This is a genomic window from Pseudoduganella sp. LjRoot289 (assembly GCF_964252925.1).
In the GTDB taxonomy this organism is placed as follows: Bacteria; Pseudomonadota; Gammaproteobacteria; order Burkholderiales; family Burkholderiaceae_D; genus Rugamonas.
Genome location: NZ_CAXUPN020000002.1, coordinates 69,293 through 94,889 on the forward strand (window position 1 = coordinate 69,293; position 25,597 = coordinate 94,889).

Here is a 25,597-nt window from a genome sequence, read left to right on the forward strand (position 1 = left end):
CGTCCAGCTTGGCCGCGGGGCTGGAACGACTATAACATAGGCAGGAAACTACGTATTTGAAAGCAACTGTTATTGCACCGGATCCTGGAATTCCGCAGCGATTTCCATGAAACGCTGCTCGGCCATCAGCATGGCGTCGACCACGTCGGGATCGAAATGCTCGCCGCTGCCCTGGCGGATCAGCTCAATGGCGGTCTCGTGCGTGAAGGCCGGCTTGTACACCCGTTTGGAAATCAGCGCGTCGTACACGTCGGCCACCGCCATCAGGCGCGCGGAGACCGGTATGGCCTCGCCGGCCAGCCCCTGCGGGTAGCCGGAGCCGTCGTACTTCTCCTGGTGGGAATAAGCGATTTCGCGCGCAAAGCGCAGGAAATCGTTGGAAAAGCCGAGCCGCTCCTCGACCCCGGCAATGGCGTCGCGGCCGTACACCGTGTGCAGCTTCATCTGTTCGAACTCGTCCGGGTCGAGGCGGCCGGGCTTGAGCAGGATGGCGTCCGGGATGCCGACCTTGCCGATGTCGTGCAGCGGCGCGGCCTTGTAGAGGAAATCGACGTTGCGGTTGCTCAGCTCGTGCTCGAAGCGCGGGTGGTGCTGCAACTGGCGCGCCAGCGCCACCACGTAGCGCTGCACCCGGTTGATGTGGTTGGCGCTTTCATGGTCGCGCGTCTCGGCCAGCGTCGCCAGGGCCCAGATCACCGCGTCCACCATCATGGTCAGCTCGAAGGTGGTCTCGGTGACCAGGTCCTCCAGGTGCAGGCGCTGGTGCGCCAGCAGTTCGGCCGAACGCTTCAGCTGGAGATGCACGGCCACGCGCGCCAGCACGGTTTCGGCGACCAGCGGATGGGCGATGACGTCGGCCGCGCCGGCGCCGTGGCCGCGCTGCTCCTGCTCCGGGTCGCCCGGCGGCACGAGCAGCAGCAGCGGCAGGCCGGCGGTGTCGGGGTCGCGTTTGAGCTGGGCGCACACGGCATAGCCGTCCAGTTCGGGCAGGGCGGCGTCGAGCAGGATCAGGTCGGGGCGCGGCAATTGCTGGGCGATGCGCAGCGCAGCGCGGCCGTCGCCGGCCAGCTTGATCTCGTAATGGTCTTGCAGCAGGCCGTTCAGCCACAGCAGGTTGCCCGGCACCGCGTCGGCGATCAGGAGGATGGCCTTGTTGTTTTCGCTCATGAACTGCGTCCCTGATTACTTACCAGACAGCATCATAGCAGGCAGCAGGGCGCCCGGCGCAAGCGCGCCGGCCTATTCGCACAGGGCCGGGGTGCCGTCCTCGAACAGGGCGCCGAAACAGCGCGTGCAGTGGTAGCAGAACAGGTGGGCGATGCGCACATTGTCCTGGCGCGGCACCAGCTGCAGCTGGCCCTGGCGGCAGGCCGGGCAGAATTCGCGCATGCTGCCGACGGCGGCGACGTCGCTGGCAAGATAGGTGTCGTCGCAGCGTTCGCCGTCGACCACCGTCAGCGGATCGAGCTCCACCAACAGCAAAGAGGGGGCGTTGCCCCGCAAGTCCGGTGTCCGTTTCATTGCAGATATCCCCTGCCGCTTTCTGGGGAGCGGGCATCTCTAACGATAGCCATATCGGCCCCGTCTGACAAGCGAAACTTGCACCAAAATCGCGCTATCGCTTGCAATTGAATAGCGCACTATCTATACTGTCGGCATGGACACTACCACTCCCCCCACCGCCGCCGCCGGCGATCCGCTGCGCCAGGTTCCGCGCCTGGACGCCCAGTTGTGCTTCGCGCTGTATTCGACCTCGCTGGCGATGAACAAGCTGTACCGCAAGCTGCTGCGCAAGCTGGGGCTGACCTATTCGCAGTACCTGGTGATGATGGTGCTGTGGGAGCGCAACGAGCAGACCGTCTCCGAGCTGGGCGAGCGCCTGTTCCTTGACTCGGCCACGCTGACGCCCTTGCTCAAGCGCATGGAGCAGGCCGAGCTGCTCACGCGCACGCGCTGCCCGCGCGACGAACGCCAGGTCATCATCGCGCTGAGCCCGCACGGCGACGCGCTGCGCCACGAGGCGGCCAAGCTGCCGCCGGAAATCCTGGGCGCCACCAACTGCACGCTCGAGCAAGTGGTGGGCATGAAGGAGCAGCTCAACGAGCTGCGCGACAGCCTGATGAAGAATGCCTGACGAAGGAAGCCCGAATGCCTTCCTGCAATGTATCAACTAATTTACAAATGAAATTAGTTGTTGCCAAATAGCCCGGTTTAGAATTGCCGCTTAACTTTTTCCACAAGAGGAAGCGGAACATGATGCGTATGCCGATCAGCATTGCAGCCCTGTGCATTTCCCTGTCGGCCCACGCAGCCGATGCCTTCGACGACAAGTTCCGCCAGCTCGACGAGCTGCTGCCGACCGCGACGCCCTACCGCACCGCCTCCGGCGCCCCCGGCCACGCCTACTGGCAGCAGCGCGCCGACTACACGCTGCGCGCCACCCTGGACGAAGCCAAACGCGCCATCAGCGCCAGCGGCCAGATCACCTACCACAACAATTCGCCAGACACCCTGCACTACCTGTGGCTGCAGCTGGACCAGAACATCTACAAGCCGGACTCGGCCGCGCGCCGCATGCTCACCGCGCCCTCGCGCGAGGCCTGGGCCAAGGCCAAGGGGCAGGACGAGGGCATGAAGTTCGAAGGCATGCGCGGCATCCTGGCCGGGCGCGAGTTCGACGGCGGCTTCCGGATCGGCGCGGTGAAAACGGCCGCCGGCCAGCCGCTGGCCTACACCATCAACCAGACCATGATGCGGATCGACCTGCCGGCGCCGCTCAAGCCGGGCGAAAAGTTCAGCTTCGCCCTCGACTGGCAGTACAACATCAACGAGCAGAAGGTGCTGGGCGGACGCTCGGGCTACGAGGTCTTCGAACAGGACAAGAACGCGCTGTTCGAAGTGGCGCAGTGGTTCCCGCGCATGGCGGCCTATTACGACGTGGCGGGCTGGCAGCACAAGCAGTTCATCGGCTCGGGGGAATTCACGCTCGAATTCGGCGACTACGACGTCAGCCTGACCGTGCCGGCCGACCACGTGGTGGCCAGCACGGGTGAGCTGCTCAATCCCGAGCAGGTGCTCAGCGCTGCCCAGCGCGAGCGCCTGGCGCGCGCCCGCGGCAGCGACAAGCCGGTGCTCATCGTGACCCAGGCCGAAGCCGAGGCGGCCGAAAAGTCGGTCAGCGGCGCCACCAAGACCTGGCGCTTCAAGGCGAACAACGTGCGCGACTTCGCGTGGGCGTCGAGCCGCAAATTCATCTGGGACGCGCAAGGCTACAAAAAGGGCGGCACCAATGTGATGGCCATGTCCTACTATCCGAAGGAAGGCAATCCGCTGTGGGAGAAGTACTCCACGCAGGCCATCGTGCACACCATCGAGCAGTACAACAAGTACAGTTTCGACTATCCGTATCCGACCGCGATCTCGGTCAACGGCCCGGTCGGCGGCATGGAATACCCGATGATCTCCTTCAACGGCCCGCGCCCGACCAAGGACAAGAAGACCGGCGAGCTCACCTACTCCAAGCGCGCCAAGTACGGCCTGATCGGCGTGGTGATCCACGAGGTGGGCCACAACTACTTCCCGATGATCGTCAATTCCGACGAGCGCCAGTGGACCTGGATGGACGAGGGCCTGAACACCTTCGTGCAGTACCTGGCCGAGCAGGCGTGGGAGGAGCACTATCCGCAGTCGCGCGGCGAACCGCGCGCCATCGTCGACTACATGCGCAGCCGCAACCAGGTGCCCATCATGACGAACTCGGAGTCGCTGCTGCAGTTCGGTAACAACGCCTACGCCAAGCCGGCCACCGCGCTCAACATCCTGCGCGAAACCATCCTGGGGCGCGAGCTGTTCGACCACGCCTTCCGCGAATACGGGCGGCGCTGGAAATTCAAGCGCCCCACCCCGGCCGACTTCTTCCGCACCATGGAAGATGCCTCGGGCACGGACCTGGACTGGTTCTGGCGCGGCTGGTTCTACACCACCGACGCGGTCGACATCAGCGTGGACGGCATCAGCGAGATCGGCGTGAGCAGCAAGAATCCGGAGACCGAGAAGGCCTGGAAGAAGGCGCAGAAGGCGGGCGAGCCGGAGTCGGTGACGGACCGGATGAACAAGGGCATGGCGCGCCGCACCGAGGCGCACCCCGAGCTGAAGGACTTCTACAACGAGCATGACGACTACACCGTCACCAACAAGGACCGCAACAGCTACGCGGAGGCGGTCGGGAAGCTCGAGCCGTGGGAGAAGCAGCTGCTGGAACAGGGCAAGCACCTGTACCTGGTGGACCTCTCCAACGTCGGCGGGCTGGTGATGCCGCTGGTGCTGGAGATAGAACTAAAGGGCGGCAAGAAATACATCGAGCGCGTGCCGGCCGAAGTGTGGCGTTATTCGCCGAAGAAGATCACCAAGCTCATCGTCACCGACGAGCCCATGGTGGGCCTGACGCAGGACCCGTACTGGGAAACCGCCGACATCGACACCGGCAACAATTCCTGGCCGCGCAAGGTGACGCCGTCGCGCGTGGAGCTGTTCAAGTCCGAGCAGCGCGACGACATGATGAAGGACTTCAACACGCCGCTGAAAGCCAAGGACGCGAAGACCGAGGCGGGCGACATCAAGGACGAGGCCGGGAAATGATGGCGCGCAGCGGACTAAGCTTGCTCCTGGCCGCCGCGCTGCTGTTCGGCAACGCGGCGGCGCACGCCCACAACTACCACATGGGCATCACCGACATCAGCTACAACGCCAACACCGGCGCCACGGAAGTGATCCACACCTATACCGCGCACGATGTCGAAGCCTTGCTGGGCAGTCTGCACCACCGCCGGTTCGACCTGGGGCAGCCGGAAGACCAGGCGGTTTTCCGGCGCTACCTCGACAAGCAGTTTTACATCACCGCCGGCGGGCGCCGCCTGCCGCTGCAATGGGTCGGCCTGAAGGCCGACGCCGCCCAGGTCACCGTCTACCAGGAGCTTCCAGGGATGGCGCTGCCATCGGGCGCGGTGCTGCACCACGCAGTGCTGGCCGATTTCATCCCTTCGCAACGGAACACCGTCAACCTCGGCGCCACCCCGTCCGGCCCCGCCGCGCAATCGCTCGAGTTCTCCGCCGCCACGCCGGAACGCGCGCTGCCTTAGGCGATAGAAAAAATTTATTGTACCCAAGAGCCGTGCAGGGCCAGAATTCTGTTGAACGAGCGAACGGAGGGTGCCATGGCCACAGCGCATGAAACACTGACCCTGCAAATGCTGGAATGGATACAGAGCCAGCCGCACAGCTATGCCGAAGTGCTCGACGTCTGGCGCAGTTCCTGCCCCCGTCTGGCGATCTGGGAAGACGCCTGCGCCGACGGCCTCATTGCCTGCGAACGCGGCTGCGCCGGCCTGGTATCGGTGTCGGAAAAAGGCCGCAGGCGCCTGCGCGCGGCGCAGCGCGCCTAGCTTGTCAGGGCCGGTCGGCGGCATCCAATTCCCAATCAAAGTGCGCTCTTGCCGGAGGATGCCCACGCAGAGCTGCAAGGCGTCGTAGAATAGACGACCGACACGCACTCTTGCACCGATGACGACCTACGCCCCGATCTACACCGCGCCCGAGCGCGTCACCGCAGCGCTGCGCAGCGAAGGCTACGCCCTGCTCTCCCCCCAACACGTGGCCGCACTGGCCGGCACCACGCTGGCCGCGCTGAACGCCCTGGTGCCAAGCTGGGAACACCTTGAGCTGGACAACTACCTGAAGGACGGCGGCCGCTACCGGCGCCGGCGCCATTCCTGCTTCATCCAGCACGACGGCGCCCTGGTCCAGGCCGCGCACCGCCCGCACTGGCAGCCGCTCGAATACAACGCGCTGCACGGCGGCATGCACCGACTGTTCGAGCCGATGGCGGCGGACACCGTGGCGCAGCCGGCCTGGCGCGCGCTGCTGGCCGCGGTCGGCGACGCCTGTTCGGCCGTGCGCGGCGGCGCCGTCGCCTGGCACATCGAGGCGCACCAGTTCCGCATCGACACCACCGACGGCATCGGCCGTCCCACGCCCGAAGGCGCGCACCGGGACGGCGTCGACTTCGTGGCCGTGCTGCTGATCGCCCGGGACGGCATCAAGGGCGGCGAAACCCGCATTTTCGAGGCCGACGGCCCGAACGGCAAGCGCTTCACCATGACCGAGCCGTGGACCATGCTGCTGCTGGACGACGCCACGGTGATCCACGAATCGACCCCGATCCAGCCGCTGGCAGGGCACGGCCACCGCGATACCCTGGTGCTGACCTACCGCGCCGGCCGGTTCCAGGGCGAGCAACCGTGAACGGCCTTGGGCAGGCAAGCGCCGCCATGAACGCACTCTAGATGAAAATTCCCAGTTCCATAGCTAAATCCTTTATAGTTCCCCCACTATCGGCATAGCGTGAAAACCCATTCTTGGAGGCAGTCCGTGGACGCCAGCTACGAGATCGAACCGGATGAAATCGAGATCCTCATCGTCGAGGACAGCCCGACCCAGGCCGAACGCCTGCGCCGCCTGATCCAGTCGGTGCGCTACAAGGCGCGCGTGGCCGGCAACGGCCAGCTGGCGCTGGACGCGATCCGCGAGCGCAAACCGCACCTGGTGCTGTCGGACATCGTCATGCCCGAGATGGACGGCTATGAGCTGTGCCGCGCCATCAAGAGCGACGAGGCGCTGCGCGACATCCCCGTCATCCTGGTCACCTCGCTCACCGACCCTAAGGACATCATCAAGGGCATCGAATGCGGCGCGGACAATTTCATCCGCAAGCCCTACGCCGAAGACTACCTGCTCAACCGCATCGGCCACATGCTGGTGAACCAGAAGCTGCGCCGCAACCAGAACATGGAGGTCGGCATCGCCCTCTACCTGGGCGACCAGAAGCACTTCATCAACGCCGAACGCCAGCAGATCCTCGACCTCTTGATCTCGACCTACGAGCAGGCGGTCCAGGTCAATAGCGAACTGCAGGCGCGCGAGCGGCAGGTGATCGAGTTGAACATGCGCCTGGCGCACCACGCGGGCGAGCTGGAAACCATCAACCGCGAAATCGCGCTGAAGAACCTGGAACTGGCCGAGGCCAGCCGCATGAAGTCGGCCTTCATCGCCAATATGTCGCACGAACTGCGCACGCCGCTGAACGCCATCATCGGCTTCACCGGCGCGCTGCTGATGAAGCTCCCGGGCCCGCTGACGGGCGAACAGGACAAGCAGCTCAACACCATCCGCAACAGCGCGCGCCACTTGCTCTCGCTGATCAACGACATCCTGGACGTGGCCAAGATCGAGGCCGGCAAGGTGACCCTGACGGTGGAACCGATCCAGTGCCAAAGCCTGGTGGCCGAAGTGGCCGACACGCTGCGCCCGCTGGCGCAGCAAAAAGGCCTGGCGCTGGAAGTGGAGCTGGCGCCGCAGCCGGTCACGCTCGACACCGACCGCCGCGCGCTGACCCAGATCCTGATCAACCTGGCCAACAACGCCATCAAGTTCACCGAGAAGGGCACGGTGCGCCTCAGCCTGAGCCAGCGCGCCGAAGCCGGCGGCGTGGTCACCGAGTTTGCCGTGGCCGACAGCGGCGCCGGCATCCGCGAGGAAGACCAGGCCAAGCTGTTCCAGGCCTTCTCGCAGCTCGACTCGACCTCCACCCGCCACGCCGAGGGCGCCGGGCTGGGGCTGTACCTGTGCCAGAACCTGGCCAACCTGCTGGGCGGTGCGCTGTTTTTCAGCAGCGACTTCGGCCACGGCAGTACCTTCACCCTGGCGCTGAAAAGCCGGAACTAGGCGGCCCGGCGGGCGGCAAGGAGCGGTATGGCGGCGCGCGTACTCATTATCGAAGACAACCAGGCCAATATGGACTTGATGTCCTATCTGCTGGCCGCGTTCGGCCACACCCCGCTGTGCGCCTACGACGGCGAGCAGGGCGTGGCGATGGCCCGCGCCGAGCTGCCCGACCTGATCCTGTGCGACCTGCACCTGCCCAAGCTGGACGGCTACGGCGTGGTGCGCCAGCTCAAGGCCGCCCCGGCCACCGCCGCCATCCCGGTGCTGGCTGCCAGCGCGCTGCCGGTGGGCGACGGCGGCGAGGCGCTGCGCGCAGCCGGCTTCGACGGCCACCTGCCCAAATCGCTGGAGCCGGACACGCTGATCCCTTCGATGGAAGTGTTCCTGCCGCCCGCGCTGCGCGAGCTGAGCGATCCAGGCCCCGCCGCCTCCCGCGACGCCTCCGATCCCTCCAGCCCCTCCGGCGCGGCCCAAGTCCCGGGTTCCGCCGGCGCCACGGGACCCGCAAGCCCACCCGACGTCGACGGCAGTTCCGGCCCGGCCGCTGCCGCTTGCGCCGCTCCGGGCGGAGCCAGTGCCGCCGCTCCGGCCGGCCAGGTTGTTCCGCCGGCGGCCGAGCCGCCACGCACGCGCGTGCTGCTGCTGGACGCCGTGTCCGACGGCTGCGGCCTGGTCGCCAGCATCCTGGCGCACTACGGCTACGTGCTGACGGTGGTGGTCAACGCCGAGCAGGCGGCCGATTGCGCAGGGCAGCGTTTCGATCTGCTGCTGTGCGACATCGACCCACGGCGCGCGCGCCCGGACGGCTTCCCCGCCAGCGCGCTGCTGCGCTGGCCCGCCCTGCCGCTGGTGCTGATACGGCCGGCGGCCGACGAAGCGGTCGAAGGCCTGCTGCACGGCGCTGTCAGGCCGCGCATGCTGCTGCTGTCGCACCCGCTGGAGCCGCAGCAACTGGCCGAAGCGGTGGAACAATGCATGACCGGGGCTGTGGCGCAACTGCCAAAGTGAATAAACAGACATCGTATTTATACGGTATTGCAGCGCAACAAAAACGGGCCTATAGTGGAACTGTCTCCTCCAAGCGTTCTCCGAACATTGGATTCAGCCCGCGCCCGACGCGGGCTTTTTTTTGCCCGCACGACGTGAAAGGAGCCGCACATCAGCACCCTTAAACCACCGGCCGGGCAAGCCGAAACCGTCCCGCCAGCCACGTCCGCGCCTTCAGCCCTGCCGCCTTGCGACCTGGTCATGAAAGGCGGCATCACCAGCGGCATCGTCTATCCCAGGCTGATCGCGCGCCTGGCGCGCGGCTACCGCTTCCAGAACATCGGCGGCACCTCGGCCGGCGCCATCGCCGCAGCCGCCTGCGCCGCCGCCGAATGCGGGCGGCAAAGCGGGCGCCAGCCGGAAGCCTTCGCCGCGCTGGCCGGCTTGCCCAAGGAGTTGCAGCAGCAGGAGCACGGGCGTTCGCGCCTGGCGCGGCTGTTCCAGCCCATGCCCGAGCTGCGGCGCCATTTCGAACTGGCCATGCGCTACATCGCCGCCGCCCACAAAGGCCGCGCGCTGCTGTCGGCCGCCGTCGAACTGATGGACTGGCCGAACGCCATCGCCGCCGCCCTCTTGCTGCTCGCGCCGCTGCTGATGCTGGCCACCCACCTCAGCGCGCTGCGCTCGGCCGCCACCACGCTGGCCATGCTGGCCAGCGCCGCCGGCGCCGCCTGGCTGATGCACCGCGCCTGCCGCCTGCTGCCGGCCCGCGTCCGTGCCGCATCCACTGCCCGCGCAGCGTTGCCCGCCTCCGCTGGTTCCCCTGCATCGTCCGCTGCACGCGCCAGTGCGGACGCCGGCGCGCCGCTGCACGCGCTGCCGCTGCGGCTCGAACTGGCACTGTGCGCCGCCGCCGCCGCGCTGGTGCTGGCGGTCGCCATCGCCGGCATGCCGGGCCACGCCGGGCCGCTCAACATCGGCCTGCAGGTCCCCTTCCTGCTGCTGGTGCCGGCTTGCCTCGGGGTCGGCCTGTGCTGGGGCGTGTGGCGCTCCGCCCGCGCGCTGCTGCGCGGCCTGCACCGCAACGGCTACGGCATTTGCAGCGGCCGCAGCACCGGCGCCGAATCCGTCACCGGGCTGACCGACTGGCTGGCCGCCTACCTGAACCAGCTGGCCGGCCTGCCGCCCGAACAGCCGCTGACCTTCGGCGACCTGTGGGGCGAACCCGGCCGCGCGGCGGACGGCGAGCGCGCCATCAACCTGGAAGTGGTGACCACGGCGCTCAGCCAGCAGATGCCCTACACCCTGCCCTTCCGCGACAACGCCGGCGCCTTCTATTTCGATCCCGCCGAATGGGAGCGCCTGTTCCCGCCGCAGGTGATGGACTGGCTGCGCCGGCACGCCCCGGCGCCGCCGCTGGAAGGCGCCGTCACCGCGCCGAACGGCGCCCAGCTGCTGCGCCTGGCCACCAACGCCAGGCTGCCGGTGGTGGTGGCTGTGCGCATGAGCCTGAGCTTCCCCATCCTGCTGTCGGCCGTGCCGGTGTACGCGCGCGACTTCACCGACGACGGCCAGCTCAAACGCGTCTGGTTCTCCGACGGCGGCATCTCCAGCAATATGCCGCTGCACTTCTTCGACTCCCTGCTGCCCGAACATCCGACCTTCGCCATCAACCTGAAGGAAGCGCACCCGCAATACCCGATCGAGGATGCCGCCCAGTGCGGACTCGACGGCCGCGTCTTCCTGCCCGACGACAACAGCCGGGGCATGCAGCGCTACTGGGCGCCGTCCAGCGACGCCACACCGGCGGGGCTGTTCGGCTTCCTCGGCAACATCCTCGCCACCATGCAAAACTGGCGCGACGAAGTACTGTTCCCCTACCCCGGCTACCGCGACCGCATCGTCCAGATCAGTTTGCGCGCGGGCGAAGGCGGGCTCAATCTGAACATGCCGATGGCGGCGGTCGAACGCCTGGGCAACGCCGGCGAGTGCGCCGCCGAAATGCTCTACCGGCGCTTCCACCCGGCCGGCGGCGGCAACGGCTGGGAAAACCACGAGCAGGTGCAGGTGCTGTCGGTACTGGGCAACCTGGAGCGCCTGGCCAGGCAGGCCAGCGCGCCCGGCGCGGCGGCGCGCTGGCGCGCGGCCGTCGGGCGAAGCCGCCTGCACATCGGGGAGAAAGTGCTGGCCAGGGAACTGCTGGCCGACCTGGAAGCGATGGGCGCCCACGTCAGCGCCACCAGCGCCAGCGTGGCGGACCGCATGTACAAACCGCAGCCGGTGATGAAGCTGACGCCGAGGCTGTGACGCAGGGGAGCATTGTCATTCCGCGCAGGGCTCGGCGCCCCCGCGGGTATCCATGCACACGCGGCGTAGCCCGCGCCGCATGGCTCCCCGCCTGCGCGAGGCTGACAAGCTAAGCGCGCAGCAGGCGCGGGCTGGCGCCGCCCGGAAGCGACGGGAATACCCGCTCCAGCTGGCTGTCGCTCAAACGCAGATGGCGCTCGGCGATATGGGCCAGCACAGTGCGGAAATCGGTCGTCACCGGCAAATCGCGCCCCTCGTTGAGCTGGTCGTCGGCCACGCCGCGCCACTCGCCCAGCACCTTGCCGCCCGCCACGCCGCCGCCCAGCACCCACATCACGTTGCCGTGCCCGTGGTCGGTGCCGCCGTTGCCGTTCTCACGCGCGGTGCGGCCGAACTCGGACATCACCACGATGGTGGTGTCCTCGAACAGCGGCCCAAGACGCTGGGCCAGCAGCGCCAGCCCCTGCGCCAGCGGCGCCAGACGGTTCGCCAGCTGCCCCGTGCCCGCGCCTTGGCTGGCATGCGTGTCCCAGCCGCCCAGCGCGAAGAAGGCCATCTGCACATTCGGATCGTTGCGCATCAACACCGCCAGACGCGCGGCGTCGTCCGGGAAACCGAAGGGCAGCGGTGCGCCGCCGTCGGCAGCCGCCATCTCGGCCATCGTGGCCGCCATCACTTCCTTGTGCGCCGCGCGCCCGTCCTGGTAGGCGCGGCCGAAACGCTCGTGGCCCAGATACAGCTGATCGAAGGCGGCGCCCATCGCTGGCCGGTCCAGCACGCCGGGCTTGCCGGCCGCCGCGCCGCTGGCCAGGTTCACCGCCGCCGCATTGCCCCCCAGGATGCGCGGCATGGTCGGACCAATGCTGACCGCGCGCGTCGGGGTCGAAGTGCCGGGCAAGGCGGCGATCAGGCGGTTCATCCAGCCGTCCGGCGTGCTTTTCACGCCCGGCGTGGCCGACTCCATATAATCCTGCGCATCGAAGTGGGAGCGGGTGCCGTCGGGCGAACCGCTGGCGTGCACGAAGGCCAGCTTTTTCTGGTTCCACAGCGGCAGCAGCGGCGCCAGCGCCGGATGCAGGCCGAAGTAGCCGTCCAGGTCGAGCGCGCCCTGGTTCTCTCCCGGCCCCTGCCCCTGGCCCGGCGGAAGCAGCGCGATGGTCGGACGCAGCCTGGCATAGTTCGGGGCGCCCACCGGCGCCACCACGTTCAGGCCGTCGACTGCGCCGCGCAGCATGACGACGATCAGCTTGCGGCCCGTGGCGCCGCCCGCCGCCGGCGACGCGCCGTCCATGCCGGCGGCCGTGGCGAAGGACTGCGTGCCGCCGCCCGTGGCGGCCCATGCGCCGCGGCCCACGGGGATCAACAAGCCGGCACCGGCGGTGGCACCGGCAATGAAGGCGTTGAGGAAATCTCGGCGTTGCATGGCGGTCTCCTGCGCGGCGCTCAGCGCTGCATGAAATCGGGGCTGCCAAGCAGCATGGCAGTGCGTATCTTTTCCGGGCTGGCGGCCACGATGCCGAGCGTGCGCGCCGACACCGTCTCGCCCAGCGCCGCCTGCACCATGGCCGGATCGACGCCTTGCGCCAGCGTGGCCGCGTAGCCTATGCGCCGGCTCAGCGCATCCGGATTGAGCCAGGCCTGCTGCGTGTTCTTGTAGCCGTCCGGCGTCTGGCAGCCGTACAGCGGCATGCCAAGGCGATCGAGCGCGCCCATCACCGGCCGCACTTCGGCCAGCGGCGCGGCGCCCGCGCGGGCGGCCGAAATCACGAACTGGTAGGGCGTTTTGAACTTGGCGCCGCGCGCTTCCGGCGCCATGAACTCCGCGCTGGCGAACAGGGTCGCCAGCACCGAGCGGATGTCGCCCTTGCTGGCCACCCAGGTCTGCGCCATGCGCTCGACCAGCGCCGGCGGCGGCTGGTCCTGCACGAAGTACTGCGCCAGCTTGGCGCTGACGTGGCGCGCCGTGGCCGGATGCACGGCCAGCACGTCCAGCGCATACTCGCCCTCGGCCTGGCCTTGCGGCTTGACCACGCGGCCCAGCCACAATTTGTCGCCGCCGTCGTGCCGCTTGGGGTCGAAGCGGAAAGTCTCGTTGCGCGCCACCAGCTGGCGCGGCGCGTAGCTCCAGCCGGTCAGCATGCGCGCCAGCTCCGTCACGTCTTTCTGCGTATAGCCCTTGTCCACGCCCAGCGTATGCAGCTCCATCAGCTCGCGCGCATAGTTCTCGTTCAGTTTTCCGCCCCGGGACAGGTAGTTATCGAGGTAGAACAGCATGGCCGGGTGCTTGGCGGTGGCGCCCAGCATGTCGCGGAAGGAGCCGAACACATAGGGGCGGATCGCGTCGCGCTCGTAGCTGGCCACCAGCGGGCGCACCTGACCCTTGCCGGAGAAGACGTTGAAATGGTTGAACCAGAAATCGACCATCACTTCTTCCAGCTGGCGCGGACTGGCCACGGCGCGCGCGATGCGCGCCTCGGCGGCCTGGGTCGTGATGCGCGCCTGCACCGCGCGCCGCATGGCCTTGGCGTCCTCGGCTTCGTCCTTGACCGCGTCGCGCACGGCCAGGAAGTCACCCAGCACCTCGCCGCTGCTGCGCTGGACCATGTCCAGCGCGGACAGGCGTTCGTTGAGCGCGGCCGGCAGTTCGATGGACTCCGGATGCAGCTGGGCGTCGATATAGTTCGCCACACCCATCTTCGCCACGCGCTCGATGTCGCCCGGCGCCGGCCCGTAGGCCAGCCGGTTCAGCACATGCGCGGCGTCCGCCTGCGCACCGGCGAAGGCGGGCGTGTTGCCCCAGGCACAGGCTGCCACCAGAACGATTGCTGCGAATCTGCATCCCACGCTCATGTTCAGCCTCTTTGATGTCGTTATAGCCATAAGTTTATACATCAGCCCGGCCCCGCCCGCCACACCCGCATGTATCGACTGTAAGCATTTGTTACAAGAATATAAGTTAATCAAACGATCGATTAAGTTATTCCAATTGTTAAAAATATGTGATTAAATCGCATGATGAACGAAAAGAACAAGACGAAAAAATCCCGCTCCGACGGCGAACAGTCGCGCGAGCGGCTGCTGCTGGCCGCCATGCGGCTGTTCGCCGCCCAGGGCTACGCACGCGCCTCCACCCGCGAAATCGCGCTGGCGGCCGGTGTCAACGTAGCCTCCATCAGCTACTACTTCGGCGACAAGGCCAGCTTGTATAAGGCCGCCTTCACCGCCATCTCGCCCGCCCCGGCCGACAATATCGCCCAGTACGAGCAGCCCCACTTCACGCTGCGCCAGTCGCTCGACGGCTTTTTCCGCCAGATGCTGGCGCCGCTGCAGGAAGGCGAAAAGGCCGAGCTGTGCATGCGCCTGTGGTTCCGCGAAATGCTGGAGCCGACCGGCATCTGGGCCAACGAGATCGACAACGGCATCCGGCCCGAACATGAAGCGCTCAGCCGCGTGCTGGCGCAGCACCTCGGCCAGCCGGCGCCGGACGACGAAACCCACCGCCTGGCCTTCAGCATCGCCTCCATGGCGCTGCTGCTGATGATGGCCGGCGACGTGGTCGCCACCATCAAGCCCCAGCTGCTGGCAGGGCCGGACGCCATCGCCGTCTGGAACGAACGCATGTGCGACTACGCCATGGCCATGGTCGCCGCAGAAAAAATCCGCATCCAGGCAAGCACCCAGGAAAACACAGCATGAAGAAAAACCTCCGCCGCATCCAGTCCCTGCAAGCGCCCCGGCAACAGCGCTTGCCACAGCCCCCGCAGCAGGCCGCGCAGCCTGCCCTGCCGCGCGCGCTGCCACGGGTGCTTGCCATGGCGGCCGCCCTGGCCCTGGGCGGCTGCGCGCTCAACGCGCCGCCGGCCAGGGTGGCGGCCGCCGCGCCCCAGCAATGGCAGGCGCCGTTGCCGCACAACGGCAGCCTGACCGACCTCAATTCCTGGTGGCAGAACCAGGGCGACCCGCTGCTGGTGCAGCTGATCGCCGCCGCGCAATCGGCCAGCCCCTCGCTGGCCTCGGCCCGTGCACGCATCGTCCAGTCGCGCGCCGAACGGGTGGCGGCCGGCGCCGCGCTGGCGCCCACGCTGGACCTGGCGGGCAGTGTGGCGCGCCAGAACCAGCAGTCCGCCATCCCCACCGGCACCACCAGCCAGATCGCGCTGCAGGCGTCGTGGGAGATCGACGTGTTCGGCGCTGGCCGCGCCGCGCGCAACGCCGCCCAGGCGCGCTACGACAGCGCCAGCGCCGGTTGGCACGAGGCGCGCGTCTCGGTGGCCGCCGAGACGGCCAACCAGTACTACGCCCTGCGCGCCTGCCAGCAGTTGCTGCTGGTGGCGGTGCAGGACGCCGGCTCGCGCGCCTACACCGCGCGCCTGTCCGAATTGAGCAGCAAGGCCGGCTTTTTGTCGCCGTCCGACTCCGCGCTGGCGCGCGCCAGCGCCGCCGACGGCCGCAGCCGCGCCACCGCGCAGCGCGCCGCCTGCGACATCGGCGTCAAGGCTCTGGTGGCGCTGACGGCCATGCCCGAACCCGAACTGCGCGCCAAGCTGGCTGCGGCGGCCACGCCAGCCGGGGATGCGGCCGGCACGGCAGCTGCCGCCGGCCCGGCAACGGCATCGCCAACCGGAGCGGGACCGGGACCGGTCGCAGGAGGAGCGGGACCGGCCGCAGGATTAGCCACAGGACCGACCACGGGACCGGCCACAGGCCCGACCACGGGATTGGCCACGGGATTGGCTCCGGAACCGGCCGCAGGACTGGCCACGGGACCGACAACCGGAGCACCAGCGGGGACGCCCACGGCCGCCGCGCCGGCGCGCCCGCCCGCCATCGCCATCGCCACCCTGCCGGCACAGACGCTGAGCCAGCGCCCGGACGTCTACAGCGCGGAACAGGAAGTGGCGGCCGCCAGCTATGAAGTGGGCGGCGCGCAGGCGCAGCGTTATCCGCGCCTGGCGCTGTCCGGCTCGGTCGGCGCCGCCAACTTCCACAGCGGCGGCGAGAACACCCAGCTCGACACCTGGACCATAGGCCCGCTGTCGGTCAGCGTGCCGCTCTTCGACGCGGGCCGCCGCCGCGCCAACGTGGACGCCGCGCAGGCGCGCTATGAACTGGCGGTGTCCCAGTACCAGGCCAGCGTGCGCAACGCGGTGCGCGAAGTGGAGCAGGCGCTGGTCACCCTGAACAGTACCAGCGAACGCGCCGCCGACGCCGAAACCGCGCTGCAAGGCTACCGCGTGGCCTTCACCGCGACCGAAGACCGCTACAAGAACGGCTTGGCCAGCCTGCTGGACCTGGAAGACGCGCGCCGCACCCGTCTGTCCGCCGAAAACACCGTGGTGAACCTGCAGCAGGAACGCAGCAGCGCCTGGGTTGCGCTGTACCGCGCCGCCGGCGGCGGCTGGACCCATCCAGCCACGCTGGCCAACAACAATCAATAACGAAGCGACCACCATGAACAACACCATGCTCAAACCCCTGGCGATGCTGATGCCCTTCCTGCTGGCCGCCTTCGCGCTCAACGCGCCGCTGGCGGGCGCCGCCGACGACAATGCCAAAAAGGACGCGCCCAAGGCCGCCCTGACCGTCACCACCACCAAGCCCTCGGCCGCCCGCCTGCCCATCACGCTGACCGCCAACGGCAACGTCACCGCCTGGCAGGAGGCGAGCATCGGCAGCGAATCGAACGGGCTGCGCCTGACCGACATCAAGGTCAACGTCGGCGACGTGGTGCGCAAGGGCGAAGTGCTGGCCACCTTCTCGGCCGACATCGTCAACGCCGACGTGGCGCAGGCGCGCGCCGCCGTCATGGAGGCCGAAGCCAATGCCGCCGAGGCGGCCGCCAACGCCGCGCGCGCGCGCACGCTGGAGAGCACTGGCGCGCTGAGCGCCCAGCAGATCAGCCAGTACATGACAGCAGAGCAGACCGCCAAGGCCCGCATCGCCTCGGCCCGGGCGCAACTGGCCGCGCAGGAACTGCGCCTGAAATACACCCAGGTGGTGGCGCCGGACAGCGGCGTCATCTCCGCCCGCAGCGCCACCGCCAGCGTGGGCTCGGTGGTGGGCACCGGCACGGAACTGTTCCGCATGATCCGCCAGGGCCGCCTGGAATGGCGCGCCGAGGTGACGGCGGCCGACCTGCCGAAGATCAGGACCGGCGCCAGCGCCATCGTCAAGGCCGCCAACGGCAGCGAGCTGGCGGGCAAGGTGCGCACGGTGGCGCCGACCGTCGACCCGCAGAGCCGCTACGCGCTGGTGTACGTCGACCTGCCCGCGCCCAGGGGTGCCGAAGCGAGCGCATTCAAGGCCGGCATGTTCGCCAGCGGCCGTTTCGAACTAGGCACCTCGGATGCGATGACCGTGCCGCAGCAGGCCGTGGTCGTGCGCGACGGTTTCAGCTACGTGTTCCGCCTGAACGCGGACAAGCGCGTCAGCAAAGTCAAGGTGCAGGCCGGACGCCGCCTGAGCGACCGCATCGAAATCCTGGGCGGCATCGACAACGCCACGCCGGTGGTGGTCAGCGGCGCCGGCTTCCTCAACGACGGCGACCTGGTGAACAACGTCACCGCCGCCGCGATTTTGCCCGCCCCCGCGCCCGCGCAGGCCAGCGCCAAAACCGCCAAAGCCAAGTAAGGGGCCGCAGTGAATTTCTCCTCCCTATCGATCAAGAATCCGATCCCGGCGATCATGCTGTTCGCCCTGCTGACGCTGGCCGGCCTGCTGGCCTACCGCGCCAACCCGGTGCAGGACTTCCCCGACATCCAGCTGCCCATCGTCACCGTCAGCGCCTCGCTGCCGGGCGCCGCGCCGGCCCAGCTGGAAACCGAAGTGGCGCGCAAGATCGAGGACTCGGTCGCCACGCTGCAAGGCGTCAAGAACATCTACACCTCGGTGCTGGACGGCAGCGCCACCGTGACGGTGGAGTTCATCCTCGAGAAGAACATCGCCGACGCCGTCAACGAGGTGCGCGACGCGGTGGCGCAAGTGCGCGCCGACATGCCGGGCGAACTGCGCGACCCGGTGGTCAGCAAGATCACCACCGCCGGCCGCCCCATCCTCACCTTCACCGCCGCCTCCAAGCCCAACACCGGCCGCCCTCTGGACGACCAGGAGCTGAGCTGGTTCGTCGACAACGACGTCGCCAAGCGCCTGCTCAGCGTGCCCGGCGTGGGCGCGGTCAAGCGCGTCGGCGGCGTCTCGCGCGAGATCCGCGTCGAGCTCGACGACAGCCGCATGGCCGCGCTCAAGGTGTCCGCGCTGGACGTGTCGCGCCAGCTGCGCATGGTGCAGAAGGAGGCGCCCGGCGGACGCGGCGACGTGTCCGGCGCCGAGCAGTCGGTGCGCACCATCGGCACGGTGCAGACCGCCGCCGCGCTGGGCGCGATGGACATCCCGCTGCCCGACGGGCGCCACGTGCGCCTCGACCAGGTGGCCACCGTCAGCGACACGGTGGCCGAGCCTCGCTCGGTGGCCGAACAGGACGGCAAGCGCGTGGTCGGCTTCGAGATCCTGCGCACCAAGGGCGCCAGCGAAACCCAGGTCGCCACCGACGCCAACCTGGCGGTGGCCGAACTGCGCAAGACCCACCCCAACATCGAACTGAAAAAGTCGATCGACAACGCCTTCCCGGTGCAGGAGAACTTCACCGGATCGATGGAGCTGCTGTACGAGGGCGCGCTGCTGGCGGTGCTGGTGGTGTGGTGGTTCCTGCGCGACTGGCGCGCCACGCTGGTGGCCGCCGCCGCGCTGCCGCTGTCGGTGATGCCGGCCTTTCTCGGCATGTACTGGTTCGGCTACACGCTCAACACCGTGACGCTGCTGTCGCTGGCCCTGGTGGTCGGCGTGCTGGTGGACGACGCCATCGTCGAAATCGAGAACATCTCGCGCCACCTGCGCATGGGTAAAAGCCCGATGGAGGCGGCGATGGAAGCGGCCGACGAAATCGGCATGGCGGTGATCGCCACCACGTTCGCGCTGGTGGCCGTGTTCCTGCCGACCGCCTTCATGGGCGGCGTGCCCGGCCTGTTCTTCAAGCAGTTCGGCTGGACCGCCGTGCTGGCGGTGCTGGCCTCGCTGGTGGTGGCGCGGCTGCTGACACCGATGATGGCGGCCTACATCATGAAACCGGTGGCCCACAAGGAAGAGGAAGACGGCTGGATCATGCGCCGCTACATCCGGTTGATGCGCTGGTGCCTGACGCACCGCCACATCACCGCCATCGCCTCGGGCGTCTTCTTCATCGGCTCCATCATGCTCGTGCCGCTGCTGCCGACCGGCTTCGTGCCCTCGGCCGACCGCGCGCAGACCATGATCAACATCGAACTGCCGCCCGGCTCCACGCTGGCCGAAACGCGCGCCGTGGCCGAACAGGCGCGCAGCTCGGTGATGAACATCAAGGGCATCACCGGCGTGTTCAGCTCCATCGGCGGCGGCTCCAGCGGCGACGCCTTCGTGCCCGGCGCGGCGGCAGAGGCGCGCAAGGCCGTGCTGACCCTGACCACGGTGCACCGCAACGACCGCAAGGAATCGCTGCCCGACCTGGAAACGCAGATCCGCGCCCGCCTCGACAACATCCCCGGCGCGCGCTTCAACGTCGGCCCGCCTGACACCGGCGTCAAGATGCAGCTGGTGTTGCGCAGCGAAGACCCGGTCGCGCTGACCGAAGCGGCGCAAAAAGTGGAACGCGAACTGCGCACCCTCAAAGGCATCGGCAACGTCAACTCCAGCGCCTCGCTGGTGCGGCCCGAGATCATCGTGCGGCCCGACTTCGCGCGCGCCGCGGACCAGGGCGTGACCGCCAACGCCATCGGCGAAACGGTTCGCGTGGCCACGGCCGGCGACTATGACTTCGAGCTGACCAAGATGAACCTGCCCGAGCGCCAAGTGCCGATCCGCGTCAAGTTGCCGGACGCCGTGCGCGCCGATCTGGACGCCATCGGCCGCCTGACCGTGCCGGGCAAGAACGGCCCCGTGCTGCTGTCGACCGTGGCCGACATCACGATGGAAAGCGGCCCGGCGCAGATCGACCGCCTGAACCGCAGCCGCAACGTCACGCTGGACGTGGAGCTGGGCCGCCGCACGCTCGGCGAGTTGAACGAGGAAGCGCGCGCGCTGCCGTCGATGAAGAATTTGCCGGCGTCCGTGAAGATCGCCGAGCTGGGCGACGCGCAGGAGATGGCCAACCTGTTCGCCAGCTTCGGCCTGGCCATGCTGATCGGCGTGCTCTGCATCTACTGCGTGCTGGTGCTGCTGTTCAAGGACTTCATGCAGCCGGTGACGATCCTCGCGGCGCTGCCGCTGTCGATAGGCGGCGCCTTCGTCGCGCTGCTGATCACGCGCAGCGCCTTGTCGATGCCGTCGATGATAGGCCTGATCATGCTGATGGGGATCGTGACCAAGAACTCCATCCTGCTGGTCGACTACGCCATCCTGGCGCGCCAGGCCGGCATGAACCGCTACGACGCGCTGGTCGACGCCTGCCACAAGCGCAGCCGTCCGATCCTGATGACCACGATCGCGATGGGCGCCGGCATGATGCCGCTGGCCCTGGGCTGGGGCGCCGACCCCAGCTTCCGCTCGCCGATGGCGATCGCCGTGATCGGCGGGCTGATCACGTCCACCCTACTCAGCCTGCTTGTAGTACCGGCCGTGTTTACCTACATTGACGATCTGGAAGGCCTGTTCAAGCGCCTGGGCGCCAGGCTGCGCCGCCACAAGCACACCCCAGCGCCCGCCGTGGCAAGCGAAGCGGCGGCGCCATCGAAATAAGGAGACATACATGGAAGTGAACGTGATCGACATCCCGCCGACCAAGGTAGCCTATTTGCGCTACACCGGACCATTCGGCCCGGCCATCGGCGACTTCTGGCGAGACGTGTTCAACCCGTGGCAGCAAGCGCACGGGCTGGATGGACGCACCACCTACGGCGTGGCCCAGGACGACCCGGGCACCACGCCGCCCGAGCGTTGCCGCTACGACGCCTGCGTCGAAGTTGACGAAGGCTACGTGGCCGAAGCGCCCGCAGCGACGGACGTCCTGCCCGGCGGCCGCTACGCCGCCACGCGCTACCGTGGCAACGGCAGCGACATCGGCGCCGCCTGGGGCGCGTTCTACAGCCAGGCGCTGCCCGCCAGCGGCCTGCAGGTGGCCGCCGGCCCCTGCTTCGAGCGCTACGCCGCCGACTACGCCGCCGACCCCGTCACCGGCACCTTCGAATGCGACCTCTGCGCCCCCATCCGCTAGGCAAAAAGGGGCCAGGGTCAAATCGTAAAAGGGGCCAGGGATAATTAATTCGTGTTTCTTGCCCCTTGAACTTTCCCACCGAAAATTACATTCGAACAACTCCGAACAAAATCGCCAAACCGAGAGGCCAGGGCCGCTGAATAAATAACCCTGACCCTTTTTACGATTTGACCCTGGCCCCTTTTCGAGGAAGGCGGCGCTTACACCTGCGGCGGATCGGTTTCGCGCTGGAAGGCGCGATGGCCGGACAGGGCGGCCTTGAAGGCCGCGAAGGCGTCCTTCAGGTCGGACGCTTCGGCACCGATCAATGCCGGGTCGGGCGAGCCGTCCGGCAGCTTGGGCGGGATGCCTGCCTTGGCCAGCAGCGCCGTGCCGGCACCCACCACGAGGATGGGCTTGCAGTGCCGGTATTGCTGGCGTACGAAGTCCTGCGCCAGCGCGTCGCGGCTGAGCTGCTCGGCGGCCACCGCGCCGTCCGGCACCACCACTGCGTCGAACAGCACCGGCGGCGCGTTCTCGAAGGTCTTCTCGACCGGCAGCGTCTCGCCGCTGGCGCTGTAGACCGCGCTCAGCGTGCCGGCGATCAGGTGCGGCACCGCGCCCTCGGCCAGCAGCGCGGCCTTGACCGCTTGCACGCCGGCGCCGTCGACGCCGGGTGCGATCAGGATGGCGACCTGGCGCGTCGCTATGCCCTGCTCGCCCGGCCGCGACAGCAGCGACAAGGCGGGCGACGGCTCGTACTGCGGCAGCGGCAGCGCCGTCGCCATCGGCTGCGGCGGCGGCACCGGAATCCCCAGGCCGGACGCGACCCCGTGCGCCAGCGTGGCGTCCACGTTGGCCAGCATCGACAGCATGCGCTCGCGGATGGCAGGGATTTGCACCTTGCTCAGCTCAAAGCGGAATCCGCCGACGATATGGGCCTGCTCGGCCGGACTCTGGCTGATCCAGAACAGGCGCGCCTGCGAGTAGTGGTCGGCGAACAGCTCGGGCTTGCCGCGCACCTTGTCCTCCGTGACGGCCTGCTGGCGGATGCTGGTGTAGCCCGCCATGCCGGCCTGGAAGGGGCAGCCGCCGCCCAGCGAGTTCGGCTCGTACGCAACGCGGCCGCGGTTGACGGCCTGGCGGTGCATGCCGTCGCGCTGGTTGTTGTGCGCCGGGCACACCGGCGCATTGATCGGGATCTCGTGGAAGTTGGCGCCGCCCAGGCGGCTGATCTGGGTGTCCACATAGGAATGGATGCGCCCTTGCAGCAGCGGGTCGTTGCTGAAGTCGATGCCGGGCACGATGTGCGCGGTGCAGAAGGCCACCTGCTCGGTCTCGGCGAAGAAGTTGTCCGGATTGCGGTTCAGGGTCATGCGGCCGACCTGGCGCACCGGCACCAGTTCCTCGGGCACGATCTTGGTCGCGTCCAGCACGTCGAAAGGGAAGCTCTCGGCCTGCTCCTCGGTGAAGACCTGCAGGCCCAGTTCCCACTGCGGGTAGTTGCCGGACTCGATGGCTTCCCACAGGTCGCGCCGGTGGAAATCGGGATCGGCGCCCATCACCTTGTTCGACTCCTCCCACACCAGCGAGTGGGTGCCGGCCAGCGGCGTCCAGTGGAACTTGACGAACACGCTGTCGCCGGCAGCATTCACCATGCGGAAGGTGTGCACGCCGAAGCCCTGCATCATGCGGTAGCTGCGCGGGATGGCGCGGTCGGACATGGCCCACATCAGCATGTGCATGGACTCCGGCATCAGCGAAGTGAAGTCCCAGAAGGTGTCGTGCGCGCTGGCCGCCTGCGGGATGCCGTTGTGCGGCTCCGGCTTCACCGCGTGCACCAGGTCCGGGAACTTCATCGCGTCCTGGATGAAGAACACGGGGATGTTGTTGCCGACCAGGTCCCAGTTGCCTTCGTCGGTGTAGAACTTGACGGCGAAGCCGCGCACGTCGCGCGCGGTGTCGGACGAGCCGCGTTCGCCGGCCACGGTGGAGAAGCGCACGAACACCGGCGTGCGTTTGCCCGCCTGGGCGAACGGCGCGGCGCGCGTGATGTCGCTCAGGTCCTGGTAAGACTCGAAGTAGCCGTGCGCCGCCGAGCCGCGCGCGTGCACGACGCGCTCGGGGATGCGCTCATGGTCGAAGTGCGTGATCTTCTCGCGCAGGATGAAGTCTTCCATCAGGGTCGGCCCGCGCAGATGGGACTTGAGCGAATTCTGGTTGTCGCCGACCGGCACGCCCTGGTTGGTGGTCAGGCGCTGGCCGGACGCGTCGCTGCGCACGCGCTGCAGGGAGCCGTCGTTGGGATTGATGCCCAGCGGCGGCACGCCGTCGCCCAGCTTGGGCGAGGCGTTCGGTTCGGACGCGGTGCCGGCGGTGGCGGCCGGCGATGCAGCATCCACGCGCTGGCCCACGGGCGGCGTGCGCGCCGCTTCGCCGTGTTCGGCGGCCTTGTTGGCGTTGTAGGCAATGCTGGCTGCCAGGTCGATGGCGCTGGCGGGTTTTCCTTGCTTGGTGTTGGGCATGGGATCCTCAAGAATTAGCGGAACAGGGCGAGCAGGATGATGATGGGCAGCGGTATGCCCAGCATCCACAATAAGATCGAGCGCATGGCGGTCTCCTTGGGGGGCTGGTTAACGGTCACTAACGGTCGCGCTGCTTGCCGCCTATGGTGGCGGCCAGGCTGGCGATGAAGGCGCCCAGCAGCAGCGCGACGAACATCCACAGCGCGGAATGCGCGCCGGCCTTGCGGGCCTTGTCGGCTGCCGCCCTGGCGGCGTTTTCGGCGTCGGCGCGGGCTTTCACCAGGCGGCCATGGACCTCGTCCACGCGGCGCTCGGCGTCCGACTGCTCGATGCCGGTGCGCCTGGCGATCAGGCGCGCCAGGTACTGGCGGTCGTCCACGGCCAGCGACGGACCTGTGCCCTGATGCAGCAGGATGCGGCCGACTTCGGCACGCAGCGCGCCGTTGTCGGTTTCCGGCACGGGCGTCTCCGCGCGCAGCAGCATGTCGGCGTAGTAGGCGCCGTTGCCCGCGCCGGCGGCGCCCGGTGCGGCTGTGCCGGGCAAGGCGCTGCCGGACGGCGCCTCGTTCGCGGTGCCGGCGGCACCGGGCAGCGCGGCGGCCGTCGCTACCGCCCCGGCGCCTGCCGCGCCGCTGGCGCCGGCCACGCCGGCCACGCCGGCGCCGGCGTCGATCGCGCCGCTCAGCACCGCGCGCACGGTGCCTGCCATCAGGGCGGCCGTCAGTATGGTGGCCAGGGCCCAGGCCAGCAGGCCGTGCGCGGTGTCGCGGAAGTAGACTTCATCGCCGTGGACGGTGGCCCATCTGACGCGCAGGCGCCCGGCCAGGTAGCCGCCCAGGCCTGCCGAGGCAAGCTGCATGAAGGCCAGCCAGAGGATGGTGCCGGCGCCGATGGGCGCGTCGTTGTACGACCAAGGCGAGACGGCGGACAGGCCCAAGCCGACGCCGAGTATCAACAGGATGAGCGACAGCGCGGCGGCGGCCAGCGCGCCAGCGATCACCGCGCTCCACGACACTGCCGCATTGTCGGCCTCCGGTTGCATGGCCGCCGTGGCGGAATTGGCGGACTGGGGCCGCCCTCCTGTAATTGGAACGGATGTTTGCATGCGGGGAACTCCTGGTTGTGGCTTACGCGCGCGGCGGCGCGGGCCTTGCCCGCGCCCTGCCGCAGCTGCGTCACTAGAGCTGTTACTTGACCTGCACTTGCGCTGTCCTTGCGCGGTACCTGTGCTGCTACTTGCGGCTGCTATTAGCGGCTGCTATTTGCAGTTACTAATTGCGGCTGCTAATTGCGGCTGCTATTTGCAGTTGCTAATTGCGGCTGCTATTTGCGGCCGCCCAGCAGTTTGGACACCGCATAACCGGCCGCCATGGCGATCAGCACCGACGTGGCGGGGCTGGTGCGCACATAGCTGCGGCCCGTTTCGGCGAAACGGCCGTAGGCTGCGCTCAGCTGTTTGGCGCGGGTGGCCGCCTGCTCACGGACCGAGGTGGCGGTGTCGGCGACCTTGTCGACAGCGCCGTGCGCGGCGCCGGCCAGACGGTCCGCAGCGGGGACGGCCCTTTCCGCCAGCTTGTCGACCGTGGAGTGGGCCGACGCGGCCAGCCGGTCGGTGGCCGGCTGCACTTTTTCAGCGCTGCGGTCGATCGCGCTGTGCAGGTCCGAGCGCGTGTCGCGGCCGAACTGGGTGACGCTGTCGCGGCCGATGTTGGCGTTGCTGCCGCTGCTGGCGATATTGCTCGATTTGTCCGTAGTGTTGTCCATGATCGTTCCTCGGTGT

The 25,597-nt window shown here is 68.2% G+C and carries 20 protein-coding genes; 13 read left to right on the top strand and 7 right to left on the bottom strand.

What is annotated here, in order from left to right; translation table 11 throughout:
* Nucleotides 1–69: 69 nt before the first annotated feature.
* Together ACSQ8Y_RS28615 and ACSQ8Y_RS28620 are read right to left on the bottom strand one after the other, a co-directional pair.
* On the bottom strand, nt 70–1,167 hold the full coding sequence (locus ACSQ8Y_RS28615; protein ID WP_436269973.1) for an HD-GYP domain-containing protein: 1,098 nt from the start codon (nt 1,165–1,167) through the stop codon (nt 70–72).
* A gap of 72 nt (nt 1,168–1,239) precedes the next feature.
* Nucleotides 1,240–1,521: a hypothetical protein gene (locus ACSQ8Y_RS28620; protein ID WP_436269974.1), complete on the bottom strand. Its 282-nt coding sequence runs from the start codon at nt 1,519–1,521 to the stop codon at nt 1,240–1,242.
* 136 nt (nt 1,522–1,657) lie between these two features.
* Here ACSQ8Y_RS28620 and ACSQ8Y_RS28625 point away from each other — a divergent pair, with 136 nt between their 5' ends.
* The 8 genes from ACSQ8Y_RS28625 to ACSQ8Y_RS28660 all read left to right on the top strand — a co-directional run bounded on the left by ACSQ8Y_RS28625 (nt 1,658) and on the right by ACSQ8Y_RS28660 (nt 11,073).
* Complete coding sequence (locus ACSQ8Y_RS28625; RefSeq protein WP_436269975.1) at nt 1,658–2,134, top strand: MarR family winged helix-turn-helix transcriptional regulator; 477 nt, start codon at nt 1,658–1,660, stop codon at nt 2,132–2,134.
* 119 nt (nt 2,135–2,253) lie between these two features.
* Entirely contained in the window at nt 2,254–4,638 is a 2,385-nt protein-coding gene (locus tag ACSQ8Y_RS28630) for a M1 family metallopeptidase (RefSeq protein ID WP_436269976.1), read from the top strand.
* Nucleotides 4,635–5,138 carry a DUF6702 family protein gene (locus ACSQ8Y_RS28635; protein ID WP_436269977.1) on the top strand — a complete coding sequence of 168 codons (504 nt, stop codon included), beginning with the start codon at nt 4,635–4,637 and terminating at the stop codon, nt 5,136–5,138. Before ACSQ8Y_RS28630 ends, ACSQ8Y_RS28635 begins: the two co-directional genes overlap by 4 nt.
* 75 nt (nt 5,139–5,213) lie before the next feature.
* A complete protein-coding gene (locus ACSQ8Y_RS28640) occupies nt 5,214–5,441 on the top strand; it encodes a hypothetical protein (protein ID WP_436269978.1) in 228 nt (75 codons plus the stop codon).
* 118 nt (nt 5,442–5,559) lie between these two features.
* Nucleotides 5,560–6,300, top strand: a complete 741-nt coding sequence (locus ACSQ8Y_RS28645; protein WP_436269979.1) for a 2OG-Fe dioxygenase family protein — start codon at nt 5,560–5,562, stop codon at nt 6,298–6,300.
* Between the two features lie 126 nt (nt 6,301–6,426).
* Nucleotides 6,427–7,779 carry a hybrid sensor histidine kinase/response regulator gene (locus ACSQ8Y_RS28650; protein ID WP_436269980.1) on the top strand — a complete coding sequence of 451 codons (1,353 nt, stop codon included), beginning with the start codon at nt 6,427–6,429 and terminating at the stop codon, nt 7,777–7,779.
* Nucleotides 7,780–7,806: 27 nt separating this feature from the next.
* The gene (locus ACSQ8Y_RS28655; RefSeq protein WP_436269981.1) at nt 7,807–8,787 is read left to right on the top strand and encodes a response regulator; all 981 of its coding nucleotides are present in this window, start codon (nt 7,807–7,809) and stop codon (nt 8,785–8,787) included.
* A gap of 240 nt (nt 8,788–9,027) precedes the next feature.
* Complete coding sequence (locus ACSQ8Y_RS28660; RefSeq protein ID WP_436269982.1) at nt 9,028–11,073, top strand: patatin-like phospholipase family protein; 2,046 nt, start codon at nt 9,028–9,030, stop codon at nt 11,071–11,073.
* 109 nt (nt 11,074–11,182) lie between these two features.
* Here ACSQ8Y_RS28660 and ACSQ8Y_RS28665 read toward each other — a convergent pair whose 3' ends face one another.
* Nucleotides 11,183–12,496 (bottom strand): DUF1501 domain-containing protein, encoded by a 1,314-nt coding sequence (locus ACSQ8Y_RS28665; protein WP_436269983.1) that lies wholly within the window; start codon nt 12,494–12,496, stop codon nt 11,183–11,185.
* Between the two features lie 20 nt (nt 12,497–12,516).
* Nucleotides 12,517–13,887, bottom strand: a complete 1,371-nt coding sequence (locus ACSQ8Y_RS28670; RefSeq protein ID WP_436269984.1) for a DUF1800 domain-containing protein — start codon at nt 13,885–13,887, stop codon at nt 12,517–12,519.
* A gap of 198 nt (nt 13,888–14,085) precedes the next feature.
* Here ACSQ8Y_RS28670 and ACSQ8Y_RS28675 point away from each other — a divergent pair, with 198 nt between their 5' ends.
* The 5 genes from ACSQ8Y_RS28675 (at nt 14,086) to ACSQ8Y_RS28695 (ending at nt 21,313) form a co-directional block, all read left to right on the top strand.
* A complete protein-coding gene (locus ACSQ8Y_RS28675) occupies nt 14,086–14,769 on the top strand; it encodes a CerR family C-terminal domain-containing protein (protein ID WP_436269985.1) in 684 nt (227 codons plus the stop codon).
* 116 nt (nt 14,770–14,885) lie between these two features.
* Nucleotides 14,886–16,511, top strand: coding sequence for a TolC family protein (locus ACSQ8Y_RS28680; protein WP_436270113.1), 1,626 nt, complete (start codon nt 14,886–14,888; stop codon nt 16,509–16,511).
* 13 nt (nt 16,512–16,524) lie between these two features.
* Nucleotides 16,525–17,703: an efflux RND transporter periplasmic adaptor subunit gene (locus ACSQ8Y_RS28685; RefSeq protein ID WP_436269986.1), complete on the top strand. Its 1,179-nt coding sequence runs from the start codon at nt 16,525–16,527 to the stop codon at nt 17,701–17,703.
* Between the two features lie 9 nt (nt 17,704–17,712).
* Nucleotides 17,713–20,838, top strand: a complete 3,126-nt coding sequence (locus ACSQ8Y_RS28690) for an efflux RND transporter permease subunit (RefSeq protein WP_436269987.1) — start codon at nt 17,713–17,715, stop codon at nt 20,836–20,838.
* Nucleotides 20,839–20,848: 10 nt separating this feature from the next.
* Nucleotides 20,849–21,313 carry an AraC family transcriptional regulator gene (locus tag ACSQ8Y_RS28695; protein WP_436269988.1) on the top strand — a complete coding sequence of 155 codons (465 nt, stop codon included), beginning with the start codon at nt 20,849–20,851 and terminating at the stop codon, nt 21,311–21,313.
* Nucleotides 21,314–21,513: 200 nt separating this feature from the next.
* Here the strand turns inward: ACSQ8Y_RS28695 and ACSQ8Y_RS28700 are convergent, their stop codons facing one another.
* The 3 genes from ACSQ8Y_RS28700 to ACSQ8Y_RS28710 all read right to left on the bottom strand — a co-directional run bounded on the left by ACSQ8Y_RS28700 (nt 21,514) and on the right by ACSQ8Y_RS28710 (nt 25,581).
* Nucleotides 21,514–23,817 (bottom strand): catalase, encoded by a 2,304-nt coding sequence (locus ACSQ8Y_RS28700; RefSeq protein WP_436269989.1) that lies wholly within the window; start codon nt 23,815–23,817, stop codon nt 21,514–21,516.
* A gap of 118 nt (nt 23,818–23,935) precedes the next feature.
* Nucleotides 23,936–24,922: a hypothetical protein gene (locus ACSQ8Y_RS28705; RefSeq protein WP_436269990.1), complete on the bottom strand. Its 987-nt coding sequence runs from the start codon at nt 24,920–24,922 to the stop codon at nt 23,936–23,938.
* Between the two features lie 218 nt (nt 24,923–25,140).
* On the bottom strand, nt 25,141–25,581 hold the full coding sequence (locus tag ACSQ8Y_RS28710) for a hypothetical protein (RefSeq protein ID WP_436269991.1): 441 nt from the start codon (nt 25,579–25,581) through the stop codon (nt 25,141–25,143).
* Between the last annotated feature and the right edge of the window lie 16 nt (nt 25,582–25,597).